The sequence below is a fragment of the Bradyrhizobium sp. Crot121 genome, from assembly GCF_059512385.1.
In genome coordinates, this window is record NZ_JCAMOR010000010.1 from 51,094 (window position 1) to 67,147 (window position 16,054).

Genomic DNA, 16,054 nt, shown 5'->3' on the forward strand with positions numbered 1-16,054 from the left:
ATTTCTTCTCCCTCTCCCCGTTCTTACGGGGAGAGGGTTGGGGTGAGGGGCTCTCGCCGCGTATATGGTGGCAGACGGATTCGCGGAGGCTCCCCTCACCCGGATCGCATGTTGCGATGCGATCCGGCCTCTCCCCGCAGGCGGCAGGGCTATCGCATATGGCCGAGCAAGGTGAGGAGGAAGCTGTCGTCCCAGCCGGCGCGCTTGATTTTTCGACGTATGGAGGTGGGACCAGGACAAGACCGAAGGATGTTGAGCGCGAGCCTGCGCAGGATGGCGAGGTTCTCGGGAGCATTGTCCATTCTGGCCCGGTTGCCGTCCTCGTCGAAGTGGACGTCAAGCACCCAGTGCAATTGGTTCTCGATGGTCCAATGACTGCGCGTGACCTGCAGCAGCCGCCTGGCGGACATGGACTTGGAGAGCACGTAATAGCGCACGACCGGCGGCTCGGCGCGATTGCCCTGCAATTGCCTGCGCGAGGTGACGCGGCCGATCGCAACGACGCCCGGGAAGCCATGGACGGCAGCCAGGCTGGTATTGCGCATGATGGTTGCCCGGCGCGCTTCGCGCCGGTCGTGGGTGGACGGTTCGACCGTCTTGACGGCCCTGCGCTCGCCGGACCGGGCAAACTGCGCGACCACAGTCTTGAACAGAGGTCCACGGTTGGCCTTGATCGCCAGCACGTAGTCGCCACCGCGATCGAGCACCGTCTTGGCCATTGCACGATGGCAATGCAGCGCATCGGCCGTGACGACGCAGCCTTCGAGCGACAGCAGCGCCAATACCTCCAACGCCCCCTTGGTCTCGTTGCGGCCGGGAGCCTTCTGCTGGGCCAGCGACATGCGCGCTTCCACCGCAAAGACGTTGACCAGATGCAGAGGCTCGTAGCGCGAACCGCGCTCGAAGGCGCCTCGCAGCGCTTTGCCGTCGATCGCGACCACCCCGCTGAGATTGAGCCGGTTGGCCTTGGCAAACGCCGCCATGAAGCGCCGGAACGCTGCCTCGAAGGCTTCCGGCTCGAGCAAACGGAACACGCGACTGAAAGTGTCGTGGCTGGGAATCCCATGTTCCAGGCGCAGAAACAGCCGAAGCAGGTCTGCCTTGGCCTGTCCGAACTCCGCCATGTCCGAGCAGGTCTCTGCTCCGCACAGGACCGCCGCCAAGGCGATAACCAGTACCTCCAGAAGGTCGTGTCGTGCATTCGCTGCACGTGGGTCCGACAACCGCCGAAAAGCCTTCTTGAACTTCCCCATACGACTCCCTCCGCCTTGTGGGAGCCGCTCTCAGAATCCATCCTGCAAAACAACGCAATAGAGGCCGCAAATCCATATGCGATTCCCCTGCCGCAGGCGGGGAGAGACGATCAGCGCGCATCCTCCAAAATCATGTCCGACGCCTTTTCCGCGATCATGATCGTCGGCGCGTTGGTGTTGCCTGACATCAGGTCGGGCATGATCGAAGCATCGACCACGCGCAAACCTTCGATGCCGCGCACCTTGAGCCGTTGGTCGACGACGGCCAGCGCGTCGTTGCCCATGCGGCAGGTCGAGGTCGGGTGATAGACCGTTGAGCCGGTGCGGCGGCAGAAATCGAGCAGGTCCTCATCGCTGATCGTCTTCGGACCCGGCTCGATCTCTTCCGCGCAATAGGTCTTCAGCGCCGGCGCTGCGAGGATCTTGCGCAGGATGCGGAGGCCGTCGATGAAGGCGCGACGGTCGGTTTCGGTCGACAGATAATTGATGCGGATTTCCGGCGGCACGGAAGCGTCCGCACTCTTGATGCGGAGCGAGCCGCGGCTTTCGGGGCGGAGCTGACAGACGGAGGCGGTGAAGCCTGAAAACATGTGCAGGTTCTCGCCCATCTTGTCGGTCGAGAACGGGATGAAGTGGATCTGGATGTCCGGCGTCGCCAGTCGCGGATCGGTCTTGAAGAATGCGCCCGAAGTGCCGGCGGCGATCGTCAGCGGGCCGCGCCGCAAGGCCGCATAATGCGCGCCCGCCCAAAGGCGTCGCAGCGGATGGTTGACGACGTCGTTGAGCGTGACGCGTTGCAGGCAGCGCGTGATCAGCCGCACCTGCAGATGATCCTGCAGATCATTGCCGACGCCCGCCTGGTCGAGCACGACCTCGATGCCGTGCTTCTTCAAGAGCGCCGCCGGACCGACGCCGGAGAGCTGCAGCAGTTGCGGTGAGTTGTAGGCGCCGCCGGCGACCAGGATCTCGCGCCGCGCACGCGCCGTGCGGACCCGCCCCTCCTGCTTGAATTCGACCGCACGAGCACGGCGGCCTTCGAAGACGATGCGCTGCGCCAGCGCCGAGGTCTCGACATGCAGATTGCCGCGCTTCATCGCCGGGCGCAGATAGGAGAACGCGCTGCTGGCGCGGCGCCCGCGCCGCGTCGTGGTCTGGAAGAAGCCGGCGCCTTCCTGCGTCGCGCCATTGAAATCGGGATTGGTGGGAATGCCGACCTCGGCCGCCGCCTTCACGAAGGCTTCCGACAGCGGATCGTGATGCCGCCAGTCCGAGACCGGCAGCGGACCGCCGGCGCCGTGATACTTATTCGCGCCGCGCTGCTGGTCTTCCGCCCGCTTGAAATAAGGCAGCACGTCGTCATAGCCCCAACCGGCATTGCCGTGCTGACGCCAGCGGTCGTAATCCTCGTGCTGGCCGCGCACATAGAGCAGACCATTGATCGAGCTCGAACCGCCCAGCACTTTTCCGCGGGGCTGAAACACCTGGCGCCCGTGGAGTTCCGGCTCGGGCTCGGTCTGGTACATCCAGTTGACGGTTTTTTCCTTGAACAGCTTGCCGTAGCCGAGCGGCACATGGATCCAGATGTTGGTGTCCCTGGGTCCCGCTTCGAGCAGCAGCACCGAATTCTTGCCGTCGGCGCTCAAGCGATTGGCGAGCACGCAACCGGCGGAACCGGCGCCGACGATGACGTAATCAAATTCCAAGCTGTCATTGTTATTGTTCATTTTGTTTCCCCCAGGGTTTTTATTTTCTGTGGTCGTACAGACAAAGCTACAATTTGAAAAGACTTATGGCCATGCGCCTTCGCCTGAGGGCCCTGACTGCCGCGCTCAGTTGGCGGCTCCGCCGGCGCCGCGCTCAATCGCGGTCAAGCGCATTTGTATCGATTTGTTAGCGATGCACGCGCACGCGGTTATCACAACGTCTTGTTGCAATGTCCGCCCGGTCCATAATTCATAGTTTGTCAAAGCTTTGCAGCGAGGTTCCGCAATCGGCGCCCGCCTTGGGGCCAGGCCTGCAGGGCGAGGGATGCGGACGTATCTGAGCTCATATCTCTCAAAACTGTTCGCCGGCGATCTCGCCGCGTTCGGCGGACCGGCAACCGACGAGACCGGCGCCGGCTATATCCGCTCCGAGCAGATGTCGCTTGTGCTCGGCCATGCCGTCGGCTTCATGCTGGCCAACATCTGCAATGCGATCATACTTGCGATCGCGCTCTGGCACTCGGCGGACTGGCTTCGTGCCAGCATCTGGACCGCGGCCGTGGCCGGCGGCGCAGCATGGCTCGGATGGCAGTCACGCGCGTCGCGACGGATCGCGAAGCCGCAATTCGTCTCTCGACGCACCATGCATCGATTGGTGCTAAATGCAGTCGTACTAGGGTCCGCGTGGGCGATCGTTCCGGTGGCGTTCTTTGCCAACGCCTCGAATGGCGGTCAACTGGTGATCACCTGTCTTTGCGCCGGAATGCTTGCGGGCGGTGCGCTCGCCTTCGCCACCATCCCGATCGCCACCATCGCCTTCACCACGCCGATCTTCATCGGCTCCGCGATCTGCCTGTACAGGATTGGCGATTTTGTCTACCTGCTGGTTGCAATCCTGCTCGCAATCTATGGCTTCGTCCTGCTCCGCGCCGTGTTCGTCAATTCCTTCGAATTCACACGGCGCATCATCACCCAGCTTGAGGCGGAGCGGACCGTGCGGCGGGATCTGCTGACGGGGCTGCCGAACCGAATTGCCTTCAACGAAAACCTGGAAGCCGCGCTTGACCGGCTGGCACGCACCGGCGAGGAGTTTGCCGTCCTGCTGCTCGATCTCGACCGCTTCAAGGAAGTGAACGACAAGTTCGGCCATCCCGCCGGCGACGAGTTTCTGATCCAGGCGGCTGCGCGATTGCAGCGCTGCACCCGCGCCACCGAACACGTCGCGCGCATCGGTGGCGACGAGTTCGCGCTGATCATGGCCAATCTGACCAGGCCGAAAGAGGCCTTCGAGATCGCCGAGTGTTTCGTTGCCTCCTTCGACGATCCGTTGGTGATCGATGGACGCGAAGCGTTCGGGGCAACCAGCGTCGGCATCGTGCTGGCGCCGCGCGACGGCAACACGCCCCACGACCTCATGAAACACGTCGACATCGCGCTGTATCGCGCCAAGAAGGCGGGACCCGGCACGATCTGTTTCTTCGAACCCGGCGACGACAAGTCGGCGCGCGATCGCCTGGCATTGCGGCGGGATCTGGAAGGGGCAATCGAGCGCAACGAGTTATTCCTGGTCTATCAGCCGTTCATCGAGATCGGCGAAAACCGCATCACCGGGTTCGAAGCGCTGCTGCGCTGGCAGCATCCCGAGCGTGGGCTGGTGTCGCCTGGTGACTTCATCCCGATCGCGGAAGAGACCGGGCTGATTCACCAGATCGGCGAATGGGTGGTCCACCGCGCCTGCCTGGCGCTTGCGGAATGGCCCGACGACATCCGCGTGGCCGTGAACTTCTCCGCGGTGCAGTTCAACAATGCCGGCATCCTGCAGACGATCGTGCAGGCGCTTGCGCGAGCCGGCGTGCGCCCCGAACGGCTCGAGATCGAGATCACGGAATCGATGCTGATCGCAAAGTATGGATCAGCCTTGTCGATCCTGAACTCGCTGTTGGATTTGGGGGTGAGGGTTGCGCTCGACGATTTCGGCACCGGCTTCTCGTCGCTGACATACTTGCGCAAACTGCCCTTTAGCCGCATCAAGATCGATCAATCCTTCATCCGCGACATGCTGGTGCAGCCCGACTGCGCTGCGATCGTCAAGTCCGTGATCGGGCTTGCGCAGGAGCTGCGCATCGGCGTGGTGGCGGAAGGCGTGGAAACGGCGGACCAGCTCGAATATCTGCGCCAGACCAATTGCGACGAGGCCCAGGGCTATTTCATTGGCCGCCCGGTTCCGGCCGAACAGATCCCTGCTCTGCTCGACCAGAAGCAGCGTTCGATCCACGCGGCCTAGACTGGACGCCGAACCGTTCCGACTTGCTACTGCAATGGCGCATCGCCCTGCTCCGTCTTCAAGCGGTCAGACTTTTTGCGACTGCGAAATGGTATCCGAAATACCAGCACCACTCGCGGCGAACACGCTGCGAAGCACGTCGTCGCGTCGCGGAACTCGAGAATAGGAAAAATCGATTTTCGATTGACGGCAGTGGTCGGGCCCGTCAATCTCCGCCGCCATGAACGGCATCGAGTTGAGTTTTCGTGAGGGATTTGGCGACGAGCGGCCGCGAAGCCTCACGTCTGCGGTGCAGGAGCGGCTGCGCGCGGACATCCTTTCGACCCGGCTCTTGCCCGGGCAGAAGCTCCACATCGCGGGGCTGGCCAAACAGTTTTCCGTCAGCCTCGCCGCGGTGCGCGAGGCACTGTCGCGACTGGTGGCGGACGGGTTGGTGCAGGCCTCCGACCAGCGCGGCTTTCGCGTCAGCCCCGTCTCGCTCGCCGATCTCGCCGACGTCACGCAGACGCGGATCGACATCGAAGGATTGGCGCTGCGGCGTTCGATCGAACGCGGCGACGCAGCCTGGCTCGCCGCCGTCGAGGCCGCCTGGGAGGCGCTCAAGGCGGTGCCTTACCGCTATCCCGATCAGCCGGGCGTGCATTACGAGGAATGGGTGGTGCGCCACCGCGTCTTTCATCGCGCGCTCGTCAATGCCTGCGGCTCGCGATGGCTGCTCGGCTTTCGCGACGAACTGCACGAGCAGAGCGAGCGCTATCGCCGGCTGTCGATCCGACGCGAGGTCGGCAAGCCGCGTGATGTCGAAGCCGAGCATGCCGCGATCGTCGAAGCCGTACGCAGGCGCGATGCGGATGCCGCCGTCATCGCGCTGTCCAAGCACTTCACGATCACCATGGAATTCGTCGAGTTCGCCGCGCCCCGGATCTCGGAGGTGAACGGCACGAACTGAAGGCCGGGAGCAGTTCCCGGAAACAAACAGCCATCCTGGAGGAAACAGAACTATGCCCATGTCCCGCCGCCATGCCCTGGCGTCGCTCGTCGCCGTCACCGTGCTCGCAGCGCCCATCGCCGTCTCCGCGGCCGAGACGATTCGCGTCGGGCTGCCGACCAAGACCTATTGGCCGACGACGATCGCCGAGACCGCCGTGCGGCAGAAGCTGTTCGAAAAGGAAGGCATCAACGCCGAGCTGACCATCTACCGCGGCGGCGCCGAGACCTTCGAGGCGATGGCGGCAGGTGCTGCCGACATCATTCTCGACCCTCCGTCCCTGGTGTCGGCCGGGCGCAAGAAGGGCGTGATGTCGAAGCTCGTCGCCAATGCCGCGATGGGCAGCTTCGGCTGGCAACTGATGGTGCCGGTCAAGTCGACGCTCGAGGTGAAGGATCTGAGCGGCAAGAAGGTGGCGATCACCTCGGCCGGCTCCGGCTCCGACCTGCTCGCGCTGTGGACGGCGCAGGACAAGAAGCTCGAATTCACCCGCGTGCCGGTCGGCGGTGGCGGCCTGGTACCGAACCTGCTCGCGGGCAATGTCGATGCCGCCGTGGTCTATTCGCCGCTCAGCTTCCAGATTGCGAAGTCGGGCGAGGCCCGCACCATCCTCGACTACGCCAAGGAAGTGCCGCCGAATCTGAGCGCCGGCTGGATCGTGCTCGACAAATATGCCGATGCCAAGCCCGAGGTGGTGCAGAAGGCCGTCAACGCGCTCTACGGCGCGCTGCAATTCATGCGCGCCAACCGCGACACAACGGTGAAGCTGATCGCCGAGCTTTACGAGATGCCGGCCGAGATCGCCGCGCTGGAATATGAGAACACGATTCTGAAGCTGGAGACCGACGGCAACATGGGTGCCGCGAACGTGCCCGCCGCCGTGCAGCTTTCGCTTGATCTCGCCAAGCTCGGCGGGCTCAAGGATATCGTGCCGGTGGAGGAGATCATCTCCACCAAGTTCAAGCCGGTCCCGACGAAGTTCTGAGATGCAGGGCGCGCTTGCCATAAAACTGGCGCGGATCGCGATCGTGGTCGCGATCTTTGCGCTGTGGGAACTGCTGTCGCGCACCGGCATCGTCAATCCGCGGCTGCTGCCGTCGGCGTCCGACACGCTCGTGACGCTCGGCGATCTCCTGCAGCGCGCCGCCGTGCGCAAGGATCTGATGGTGACGGCGACCGAAGTGCTGACCGCATTCGCGCTCGCGGTCCCCTCAGGCGCACTGATCGGGTTCCTGATCGCGGAAAACCGCTACTTTGCGGAAGTGGCAAAGCCGCTCTTGTTCTTCGCCTTCAGCATCCCGAAATCGATCTTCCTGCCGATGTTCATCCTGGTGTTCGGCGTCGGCTTCTCGCAGAAGGTCGGGTTCGGCTTCTTCTCGACCATCTTCATCGTGATCATGTCGACCACGACGGCTGTGGAGTCGGTGAAGGTGGAGCATTTGACGGTCGCCCGCTCCTACGGCGCGACGCGCGCGCAGACCGCATTCCGCGTCTACCTTCCGAGCATGCTGCCAGTGCTGCTGGAGGCGTTGCGGATTTCCATGATCTTCAACCTCACCGGCGTGATCCTCGCCGAGATGTATGCCTCGCGCGATGGCATCGGCCACCAGATCGCGACCTGGGGCGAGAACTTCCAGATGAAGCAATTGCTGGCAGGCGTGGTGATGGTCGCGGCGATCGCGATGACCTTCAACGAACTGATCAGATGGGTGGAAACGCGATGCAGTCATTGGCGAACGTGACACAGCTCAAGCCTCCGCCCCGCGCCGGCGCGATCGAGGTCAAGAATGTCGGCCAGGTCTTCAAGACCTCAACGCAGGACGTGGTCGCGCTCGACAACGTTTCGCTCGAGATCAAGCCGGGCCGCTTCGTCGTGCTGGTCGGCCCGAGCGGCTGCGGCAAGTCGACGCTTCTGATGATGATGGCCGGTCTGCGCCAGCAGACCATGGGCAGCATCACCATCAATGGCGCGCCGATCTCCAAGCCGGACCCGGACCGTGTCGGCGTGGTGTTCCAGGAAGCGAGCCTGTTCCCCTGGCTCACCGCGGAAGAGAATGTCGAGTTTCCGCTGGCGCTGCGCGGCGTGGCGAAAGCGGAGCGTCGCGCCAAGGCGCAGGAGGCTCTGAAGCTGGTCGGGCTCGACGGTTTCGGCAAGCGCCATCCGCACGAATTGTCCGGCGGCATGAAGCAGCGCGTCTCGATCGCGCGCGGCCTGGTGCAGGATCCGCCGGTGCTGCTGATGGACGAGCCGTTCGCCGCGCTCGACGAGCAGACCCGCATGACCATGGGCGACGAGCTGCTGCGCATCTGGTCGGCGACCGGCAAGACCGTGGTGTTCGTCACCCACAGCCTGACCGAAGCGGTCTACCTCGCCGACGAAGTGATCGTGATGTCGGCTCGGCCCGGCCGCATCGTCGACCATCTGCAGGTGCCGCTGCCGCGGCCGCGCACCTATGAGATGCTGAGCGGCGATGCCTTCGGCACGCTGCGCGACCGCATCTGGCGGCACATCCGCAAATCGGCGTGAGGCTTGCGATGAGCGCGAAGACGCTGCGGCATCTGATCGTGATCGGCCTGATCGCGCTGTGGGAAATCCTGCCGCGCACCGGTCTTATTCCGGAACTGTTCCTGCCGTCGCTGTCCTCGACGCTCAGGGCCGGATGGAACGAGGCGCCGGAATATGGCCACGCGCTGGCGGTGACACTCTATGAGGTCGCGATCTCGATGGCGTTCGCCTGCGGCGGCGGCATCCTGCTCGGCGCCATCGTCGGCAGCCTGCCGCGGCCACGCGTACTGATCATGCCGATGGTCTCGAGCCTCTATGCGGTGCCGCTCGTGATCCTCTATCCCGTGTTCACGGTGTGGCTCGGCATCGGCACGGAATCCAAGATCGCCTTCGCCTCGATCTACGGTTTCCTGCCGACGATGCTCGCAACCGCAGCCGGCATCCAAACCATCGACCCGCAGCTCATACTTGCCGCGCGCAGCATGGGCGCAACGATGAGTCAGCGCCTCGTCCGTGTCATCATTCCCGCCGCGATCCCGACCGTACTGTCGGGCCTGCGCGTCGGCGGCGCGCTCGTCATCGTCGGCGTGGTGGTGTCGGAGATGCTGATCTCGTCCGCCGGCATCGGCTACCTGATTTCGCGCTACCGCACCATCCTGGACAGCCCGCATGTGTTCGCCGGCGTGCTGCTGGTGCTGTTCATGGCGATGGCTTTCAATGCCTTGATCAAGTGGATCGAGCGCAAGGCTGCGATCTGGCAGACCGGCACCCGCGCCGGCCACAGCGCTGCCGACGACGTCGGGTCCGGCGCCGTGCAGCCGGCGACGTAAAGGATGCCAGCGTGTTCGACCTGACATTGAGTTTCGACAATGGCCCCGAGCCGGAGGTCACGCCGCGCGTACTCGACATCCTGCGCGAGCGCGACATCAAGACGACGTTCTTCGTGATCGGCGAGAAGCTCCGCGATCCCGCGCGGCGCAAGCTTGCGGCCCGCGCTCATGACGACGGCCACTGGATCGGCAACCACACCTTCACTCACAGCATTCCGCTCGGCCAGCAGGCGGATGCGGATACGGCGGCGAACGAGATCGGCCGCACGCAGGCGGCGATCGGTGACCTCGCCCATCCGCAGCGCTGGTTCCGGCCGTTTGGCGGCGGCGGCAATCTCGACGACCGGCTGCTGAAACCATCCGTCGTCGATTACCTCAAACGCAACAAACATAGCTGCGTGCTCTGGAACGCGATCCCGCGCGACTGGGAGGATCCGGACGGCTGGGTCGGCCGCGCGCTCGATCAATGCGGTTCGCAGCCCTGGACGCTGATGGTGTTGCACGATCTGCCGACCGGCGCGATGGACCATCTCGAGGATTTCCTCGATCGCGCCGCCGCCCACGGCGCCGGCTTCCGCCAGGAATTCCCGCCCGACTGCGTCCCGATCCGCGCGGGCGAGATCGTGCTGCCTATCGACGCCTACGTTTCCTCCATCGAAGAAAGTGTCAAATCATGAAGATCGCAAGTTTCAAGGCGGCCAATGTCGCAAGCTATGGCATCGTCACCGATTCCGGCGTGATCGACGCCGGCAAACGGCTGAAGGATTTTCCCACGCTGAAGGCGCTGCTTGCGGAGGGCTCGCTCGACGAGTTGAGGAAGCTGCAGGGCGAACGCGCCGACTACGCGCTCAGGGATGTCGAGCTGCTGCCGACCGTGCCCGATCCCGACAAGATCCTTTGCATCGGCGTCAACTACGCCACGCATCTTGCCGAGAGCGGCCATCCGACGCCGCCGCATCCGATGATCTTCACCCGCTTCGCCAACAGCCAGGTCGGCGCCGGCCAGCCGATGATCCGGCCGCTGGAGTCCGAGCGTTTCGACTATGAAGGCGAGATGGCCGTCATCATCGGCGAGGCCGGCCGGCGGATTTCGCGCGAGGCTGCGCTTTCGCATGTGGCGGGCTATGCCTGCTACAATGACGGCAGCATCCGCGACTGGCAGCGCCACACCTCGCAATTCGCCCCGGGCAAGAACTTCGTCGGCACCGGCGCGTTCGGCCCGTGGATGGTGACGACCGACGAACTCCCCGACATCAGCAAGCAGAGCATCGCCACCCGCCTCAACGGCGTCGAGGTGCAGGCCGCGCCGATCTCGGACCTCGTGTTCGACGTCCCTGCCTTGATCGCCTATTGCTCGACCTTTACCGAGCTTGCACCCGGCGACGTCATCGTCACCGGCACCACCGGCGGCGTCGGTGCCTATCGCAACCCGCCGCTCTGGATGAAGGGTGGCGACGTGGTCGAGGTCGAGATTTCCGGCATCGGCGTGCTGCGCAATCCCGTGCAGGACGAAGCTGCGGCCGCGGCAACTCGCGCGGCGTGACGCGATTCGCTGAACCAAGAACAACAAGGAGACTATCATGAACCTCCCGACGCATCTCTTGCCGACCACCGTCGTCGGCAGCTACCCGCAGCCGGAATGGCTGGTCGATCGCGCCATGCTGTCGAAAGTCGTGCCGCGCACCCGCCTGCACGCGATGTGGCGGTTGCCGGCCGAGCATTTGGAAGAAGCGCAGGACGATGCAACCATCGTCGCCATCAGAGACATGGAGCGCGCCGGCATCGATATCGTGACCGACGGCGAAATCCGCCGCGAAAGCTATTCCAACCGCTTTGCCACCGCGCTCGAAGGCATCGATGACGAGAATCCTGCCATCATCACCGCCCGCACCGGCAGCACACAGACGCCGGTGCCGCGCGTGGTCGGCCCGGTGAAACGCACGCGCGCCGTCGAACTGCATGACATGCAGTTCCTGCGGCAGAACACTGACCGCGCGGCCAAGATCACCCTGCCCGGCCCGTTCACCATGAGCCAGCAGGCCAAGAACGAGTTCTACAAGGACGACGAGGAACTCGCGATGGCGTTCGCCGAAGCCGTCAACGCCGAGGCGCTCGACCTGCAAAAGGCCGGCGCCGACGTGATCCAGCTCGACGAGCCCTGGGTGCGCAACAATCCGGATCTCGCCAAGCGCTACGCCGTGAAGGCGATCAACCGCGCGCTTCAAGGCATCACGGTGCCGACCGTCGTTCATCTCTGCTTCGGCTATGCCGCCGTCGTGCCGGGCTCGAACAAGCCCGCCGGCTATTCCTTCCTCGGCGAGCTCAACGACACCACGGCCGACCAGATCTCGATCGAAGCCGCGCAGCCCAAGCTCGACCTCGGCGTACTTAAGGAGCTGTCGTCGAAGAAAATCATGCTTGGTGTGCTCGACCTCGGCAATCCCGAGATCGAGTCCGTGGAGACGGTCGCCGGACGCATCCGGAGCGGCCTGAAGCAGGTGCCCGCCGAACGGCTGGTGGTCGCGCCCGATTGCGGCATGAAATACATGCCGCGGCACGTCGCGTTCGGAAAGCTGAAGGCGATGTGCGACGCCGCCGCGCTGGTGCGGAAGGAGATCGGCGGTTAAGTCGAGTTGCATCCACGTCGGATGCTGCGCCCCCTCTCCCGCTTGCGGTGGAGGGCCGGGGTGGGGGTATCTCCGCGATTGACTCTGTCCGAATGTGTGGAGAGAGCCCTCACCCGGCGCTCACGCGCCGACCTCTCCCGCAAGCGGGCGAGGTGGAAGGAACTTACGACTGCGACGCTGAGCGCGTGGCTGCGGCCTGCGGCGGGCGGTCGTTGAGCCGGACCACGACGACGATTCGCTTGATTTCGCCGTTGCGGTAGGCCTTCAGGAAATGGTCGTAGTTCTTGATCGAGACGCAGCCGTTGGAATCGCCGTTCGGGCCGAGCATGTAAGGGTGGGCCAGGAGGCCGGCGCGGCCGAACGTATCCGTGCTATCGACCGGGGTCATGCGCAGCGCCGGCACGCCATGGAACAGCTTCTCGCGCGGCTTCATCTCGTAGATGCCGGGCGGCGTCGCACCAGCGTTGCGGGTATTCACGCGGGAGGGGTCGTCCATCAGGCCGCCGAGACCCGAATGCGCCTCGAGCTTGGTGCCGTCAGGCATGTAAACGGTGCGCGCCGTGATGTCATAGACGGCGGTGGTGCTGTCGTAGCCAAGCGTGGTCAGGCTCGGCCCGGTGCCGGGAAGGATTCCGCCATTCGGCTCGAGGGACGCCAGTTGCACCCGTCCTGGCACCCAGTCGGTGATCTTCTGCCAAATGGAGCGTTCCTCCGCCTGCGCCACAGGTGCCGGCGCGGGGGGCAGATCGTTCCTTGCCTGCAGGTTGGCATCGACCGGACGCGACCGCGGGAGCGGAATCGCGGCGACTGCGGGGGGCGGCGCCGGGCTCGGCGGGCTGGCTTGCGCGGGTTCGTCGGTCTGGGTGTCCCGAAGCTGCTCGGTCAGCGAACCCTGGATATGGGCGAATTCCGCGTTGAAATCGTTACGGCTGCCACGAAGCATCGGGCGCGAGGGGTAGTAGATGAAGGCGGAATCGAGCGTTGAGCGCGCCCCGAACCGATCGTTGAAGGAAATCGCCGCGGAAGTGTTCGCCAAGGCCGAACCACGCAGCAAATCCAAGGGGTTAATCTCTGCGATCCAGGCGGCAAGGGCAGACGCCAACGCAAACGAGGCGACAGAAAATGTCGCCTTGCCCATCCATCGAGCACCACCCCGCGGGCGCTCGGCTGCACCTGTCCCAATCCGACCCATCTAACCCCGTTCGGCGCATCGGAGCCTCTGACGGGCTCCAGATAAGGATTCACCGAATTGACTGGACATATCACGGAACAAGACTTGGGCACAATCGAGACCAAATGGCCGGTCACCCCCGAAAAGTGATGACAGAAAGGCCCGCGCAAGTCTCCCTTTAGGGAGCCAGATACCGCAGCAGTTCCGGGTCGTCCCTGACTGCGGCGGCCGGGCCCTGCAGCGCGACGCGGCCGCGGTCGAGGACATAGGCGTAGTCGGCCACCCGCAGCGCAAGGTCGAGATGCTGCTCGACGATGACGACCGCAATGTCCTTTGCCAGCTCGATCAGGCGCTCGGTGATCTCCTCGATCACGCCGATCCACACGCCCTCGGTCGGCTCGTCCAACAGCAGCAGTTTCGGATCGCCAAGCATCGCGCGGCCGATCGCCAGCATCTTGCGCTCGCCGCCCGATAGTGTGCCGGCGGGCTGATCGAGGCGTTGAGCCAGCTTCGGGAAGATCGCCAGTACCCGGTCGATGGCCGTGGCGTCGTGATTATAGAGTGCGCCGACGGCGAGATTGTCGCGCACCGACAACCGCGCGAACACCGAATGCTCCTGCGGCACATAGCCGATGCCGAGCCGCACACGCTGCTCGGTCGGGCTGCGGCCGATATCCTTGCCGTTGAATTTGAGCTCGCCCCTGGTCAGGCCGAGTTCGCCGACGATGGTCTTCATCAGCGTGGTCTTGCCGGCGCCGTTGCGGCCGAGCACGGCGACGCCGCCGCGCCAGGGAATGCCCATATTGACGTCGAACAGGACCTGGCTGCGGCCATAGCCGGCGTCGAGATTGATGATATCGAGGAACTGACTGTCAGGCACGGCGCAGATAAATCTCCTGTACCTCCGGGCTCGCCTGGATCTCGGCGACGGTGCCGCTCTCCAGCACTTTCCCCTGATCGAGCACAGTGAGGCGGTCGCAGATGTCGCGGATGAAATCTAGGTCGTGCTCGACGATCACGAGCGAGCAGTGCGACTTGATCGGTTGCAGCAGTTCGCCGGTGACGCGCCGCTCCTCCAGGCTCATGCCGCCGGTCGGCTCGTCGAGCAGCAACAGCCGCGGCTTGCCCGCGAGCGCCATCGCGATCTCCAGCCATTGCTGCTGGCCGTGCGACAGCGTCGCCGCCGCGTCATGGGCGCGATCGGCGAGCCGGAATTGCGTGAGCATCGCCATGACCTGGTCGTGTAATATGCCGCGGGTGCGCGACAGCACGAGGTCGAGCAGCGAGCATTGCGCCTGCAGCGCCAGCAGGATGTTGTCGTAAAGCGTCAGCGACGGCAGCACGCTGGTGATCTGGAACTTCAGGCTCATGCCGGCGCGGGCGCGCTCGGTCGGCGACAGCGCGGTGATGTCGCTGCCGGCAAAGTGCACGGTACCTTCGGTCGGCGTTTCGGCGCCGGCGACGCATTTCATCAGCGTGCTCTTGCCCGAGCCGTTCGGGCCGATCAGGCCGTGAAATTCGTTCTCGGAGACCGTCAACCCCGCTCCGTCGAGCGCGGTCAACTTGCCGAACACCTTCTTGATGCCGGTGGCTTCAAGGAGCGGCATGGCTGCTTCCCTTCGCCCTTCCGCCGAAGCTGCCGACGCGCTCGCGCTCACCCAGCACGAAGCTGATCAGGCCGAGCGGGCGGAACAGGATCACCAGGAGCAGCAACACGCCGAGGATGATCGGCCAGATGTCGCGGTAATTGTCCGATAGCCAGAAGCTGACGCCCTCGATGATCACGGTACCGATGACGGCACCGATCAGCGTACCCGATCCGCCAAAGAGGACGTAGAGCACGACCTGGGTCGAGATCACGACGCCCAGCATGTTGGGCCAGACGAAACCCTCGTGAAATGCATAGAGCCCGCCGGCCAACCCTGCGATGGTGCCGCCGACGGTAAAGACGATCGCCTTCAGATGCTGCGCCTTGTAGCCGAAGAAGGCGATGCGCTGCTCGTTCTCGCGCAGACCCGCGAGCGCCAGACCGAATTGCGAGCGCACCAGGAATCGGCACAGGAGATAGACGACCAGCAGGATGCCGAGCGCGAGGTAGTAATAGACCGGCCCCTCCGTGATATCGGTGCTGCCGAGCGACATCGGCGGGATCGAAGGAATGCCGTTCTGCCCGCCGAGATAGTACCAGCCGCGCGCCAGGCGATCGGCGGCATAGGACCCGGTGAGCGTGCCGAGCGCGACGAAGATCATGCTCGACGGATTCCGGCCGAGCAACAGGAAGCAGCCGAGCAGGAGCGAGAATATCAGCCCGATCAGCATCGCCGCCGGCAGCACCAGAAAGATCGACGTGACGTTGAGATCGCGCGCCAGCAGCGCCACGCCGTAGCCGGCCGAGCCGAAGAACAGGGCTTGGCCGAAGCTCATGATGCCGGCATAACCCCAGACGAGATCGAACGACAGTGCGAACAGCGCAAGGATGATGACGCGGGTGGCGAAGACGGTCAGATAATCCTGCAGCACCAGCGGCAGGAAGACTGCGACCAGCAGCACCAGGATCTCCACGATCGGCAGGACCCGGCGCGGCGTCTTGGCCTGTGACGCCAGCGCGGCGCCCGCGCCGTGCTCAGCCGTCGTGGTGTCCGGCTGTTCGTCGATCCCCGTACGAACCGCCTGGTCGGTTGCGCCCATTCTT

Annotated in this window: 15 protein-coding genes; 9 read left to right on the plus strand and 6 right to left on the minus strand. The window is 64.4% G+C overall.

Features of this window, described 5'->3' with window-relative positions:
* Positions 1–149: 149 nt before the first annotated feature.
* A complete protein-coding gene (locus AC5ZGW_RS12150) occupies positions 150–1,253 on the minus strand; it encodes an ISAs1 family transposase (protein WP_130224974.1) in 1,104 nt (367 codons plus the stop codon).
* Positions 1,254–1,363: 110 nt separating this feature from the next.
* A complete protein-coding gene (locus AC5ZGW_RS12155; RefSeq protein ID WP_130224975.1) occupies positions 1,364–2,977 on the minus strand; it encodes a GMC family oxidoreductase in 1,614 nt (537 codons plus the stop codon).
* A gap of 304 nt (positions 2,978–3,281) precedes the next feature.
* On the opposite strand from AC5ZGW_RS12155, the gene AC5ZGW_RS12160 reads away from it, so the two are divergent.
* The 9 genes from AC5ZGW_RS12160 (at position 3,282) to AC5ZGW_RS12200 (ending at position 12,191) form a co-directional block, all read left to right on the plus strand.
* On the plus strand, positions 3,282–5,240 hold the full coding sequence (locus AC5ZGW_RS12160; RefSeq protein ID WP_130224976.1) for a putative bifunctional diguanylate cyclase/phosphodiesterase: 1,959 nt from the start codon (positions 3,282–3,284) through the stop codon (positions 5,238–5,240).
* 220 nt (positions 5,241–5,460) lie between these two features.
* Positions 5,461–6,189, plus strand: a complete 729-nt coding sequence (locus tag AC5ZGW_RS12165) for a GntR family transcriptional regulator (RefSeq protein ID WP_130224977.1) — start codon at positions 5,461–5,463, stop codon at positions 6,187–6,189.
* Positions 6,190–6,241: 52 nt separating this feature from the next.
* Positions 6,242–7,213 (plus strand): ABC transporter substrate-binding protein, encoded by a 972-nt coding sequence (locus tag AC5ZGW_RS12170; RefSeq protein WP_130224978.1) that lies wholly within the window; start codon positions 6,242–6,244, stop codon positions 7,211–7,213.
* Position 7,214: 1 nt separating this feature from the next.
* Positions 7,215–7,970 (plus strand): ABC transporter permease, encoded by a 756-nt coding sequence (locus tag AC5ZGW_RS12175; protein ID WP_130224979.1) that lies wholly within the window; start codon positions 7,215–7,217, stop codon positions 7,968–7,970.
* Complete coding sequence (locus tag AC5ZGW_RS12180; protein WP_245474617.1) at positions 7,949–8,755, plus strand: ABC transporter ATP-binding protein; 807 nt, start codon at positions 7,949–7,951, stop codon at positions 8,753–8,755. The genes AC5ZGW_RS12175 and AC5ZGW_RS12180 overlap by 22 nt, the downstream gene beginning before the upstream one ends.
* Positions 8,756–8,763: 8 nt before the next feature.
* Entirely contained in the window at positions 8,764–9,564 is an 801-nt protein-coding gene (locus tag AC5ZGW_RS12185) for an ABC transporter permease (RefSeq protein ID WP_130224981.1), read from the plus strand.
* Positions 9,565–9,575: 11 nt separating this feature from the next.
* Positions 9,576–10,241 carry a polysaccharide deacetylase family protein gene (locus tag AC5ZGW_RS12190; RefSeq protein WP_130224982.1) on the plus strand — a complete coding sequence of 222 codons (666 nt, stop codon included), beginning with the start codon at positions 9,576–9,578 and terminating at the stop codon, positions 10,239–10,241.
* On the plus strand, positions 10,238–11,107 hold the full coding sequence (locus tag AC5ZGW_RS12195) for a fumarylacetoacetate hydrolase family protein (RefSeq protein ID WP_130224983.1): 870 nt from the start codon (positions 10,238–10,240) through the stop codon (positions 11,105–11,107). The genes AC5ZGW_RS12190 and AC5ZGW_RS12195 overlap by 4 nt, the downstream gene beginning before the upstream one ends.
* Positions 11,108–11,144: 37 nt before the next feature.
* Entirely contained in the window at positions 11,145–12,191 is a 1,047-nt protein-coding gene (locus AC5ZGW_RS12200; protein ID WP_130224984.1) for a uroporphyrinogen decarboxylase family protein, read from the plus strand.
* Positions 12,192–12,354: 163 nt separating this feature from the next.
* Here AC5ZGW_RS12200 and AC5ZGW_RS12205 read toward each other — a convergent pair whose 3' ends face one another.
* From AC5ZGW_RS12205 to AC5ZGW_RS12220, 4 genes are all read right to left on the minus strand, one after another.
* Positions 12,355–13,227, minus strand: coding sequence for a DUF2778 domain-containing protein (locus tag AC5ZGW_RS12205; protein WP_245474618.1), 873 nt, complete (start codon positions 13,225–13,227; stop codon positions 12,355–12,357).
* 313 nt (positions 13,228–13,540) lie between these two features.
* Positions 13,541–14,242 (minus strand): ABC transporter ATP-binding protein, encoded by a 702-nt coding sequence (locus tag AC5ZGW_RS12210; protein ID WP_130224986.1) that lies wholly within the window; start codon positions 14,240–14,242, stop codon positions 13,541–13,543.
* Entirely contained in the window at positions 14,235–14,969 is a 735-nt protein-coding gene (locus tag AC5ZGW_RS12215) for an ABC transporter ATP-binding protein (protein WP_130224987.1), read from the minus strand. Before AC5ZGW_RS12215 ends, AC5ZGW_RS12210 begins: the two co-directional genes overlap by 8 nt.
* A complete protein-coding gene (locus AC5ZGW_RS12220) occupies positions 14,956–16,050 on the minus strand; it encodes a branched-chain amino acid ABC transporter permease (protein WP_130224988.1) in 1,095 nt (364 codons plus the stop codon). Before AC5ZGW_RS12220 ends, AC5ZGW_RS12215 begins: the two co-directional genes overlap by 14 nt.
* Positions 16,051–16,054: the final 4 nt, after the last annotated feature.

Excerpts from the sequence above, each read along its gene's own strand:
- AC5ZGW_RS12150 (WP_130224974.1), bottom strand. The coding sequence starts at position 1,253 with ATGGGGAAGTTCAAGAAGGCTTTTCGGCGGTTGTCGGACCCACGTGCA.
- AC5ZGW_RS12155 (WP_130224975.1), bottom strand. The coding sequence starts at position 2,977 with ATGAACAATAACAATGACAGCTTGGAATTTGATTACGTCATCGTCGGC.
- AC5ZGW_RS12160 (WP_130224976.1), top strand. The coding sequence starts at position 3,282 with ATGCGGACGTATCTGAGCTCATATCTCTCAAAACTGTTCGCCGGCGAT.
- AC5ZGW_RS12165 (WP_130224977.1), top strand. The coding sequence starts at position 5,461 with ATGAACGGCATCGAGTTGAGTTTTCGTGAGGGATTTGGCGACGAGCGG.
- AC5ZGW_RS12170 (WP_130224978.1), top strand. The coding sequence starts at position 6,242 with ATGCCCATGTCCCGCCGCCATGCCCTGGCGTCGCTCGTCGCCGTCACC.
- AC5ZGW_RS12175 (WP_130224979.1), top strand. The coding sequence starts at position 7,215 with ATGCAGGGCGCGCTTGCCATAAAACTGGCGCGGATCGCGATCGTGGTC.
- AC5ZGW_RS12180 (WP_245474617.1), top strand. The coding sequence starts at position 7,949 with ATGCAGTCATTGGCGAACGTGACACAGCTCAAGCCTCCGCCCCGCGCC.
- AC5ZGW_RS12185 (WP_130224981.1), top strand. The coding sequence starts at position 8,764 with ATGAGCGCGAAGACGCTGCGGCATCTGATCGTGATCGGCCTGATCGCG.
- AC5ZGW_RS12195 (WP_130224983.1), top strand. The coding sequence starts at position 10,238 with ATGAAGATCGCAAGTTTCAAGGCGGCCAATGTCGCAAGCTATGGCATC.
- AC5ZGW_RS12200 (WP_130224984.1), top strand. The coding sequence starts at position 11,145 with ATGAACCTCCCGACGCATCTCTTGCCGACCACCGTCGTCGGCAGCTAC.
- AC5ZGW_RS12215 (WP_130224987.1), bottom strand. The coding sequence starts at position 14,969 with ATGCCGCTCCTTGAAGCCACCGGCATCAAGAAGGTGTTCGGCAAGTTG.
- AC5ZGW_RS12220 (WP_130224988.1), bottom strand. The coding sequence starts at position 16,050 with ATGGGCGCAACCGACCAGGCGGTTCGTACGGGGATCGACGAACAGCCG.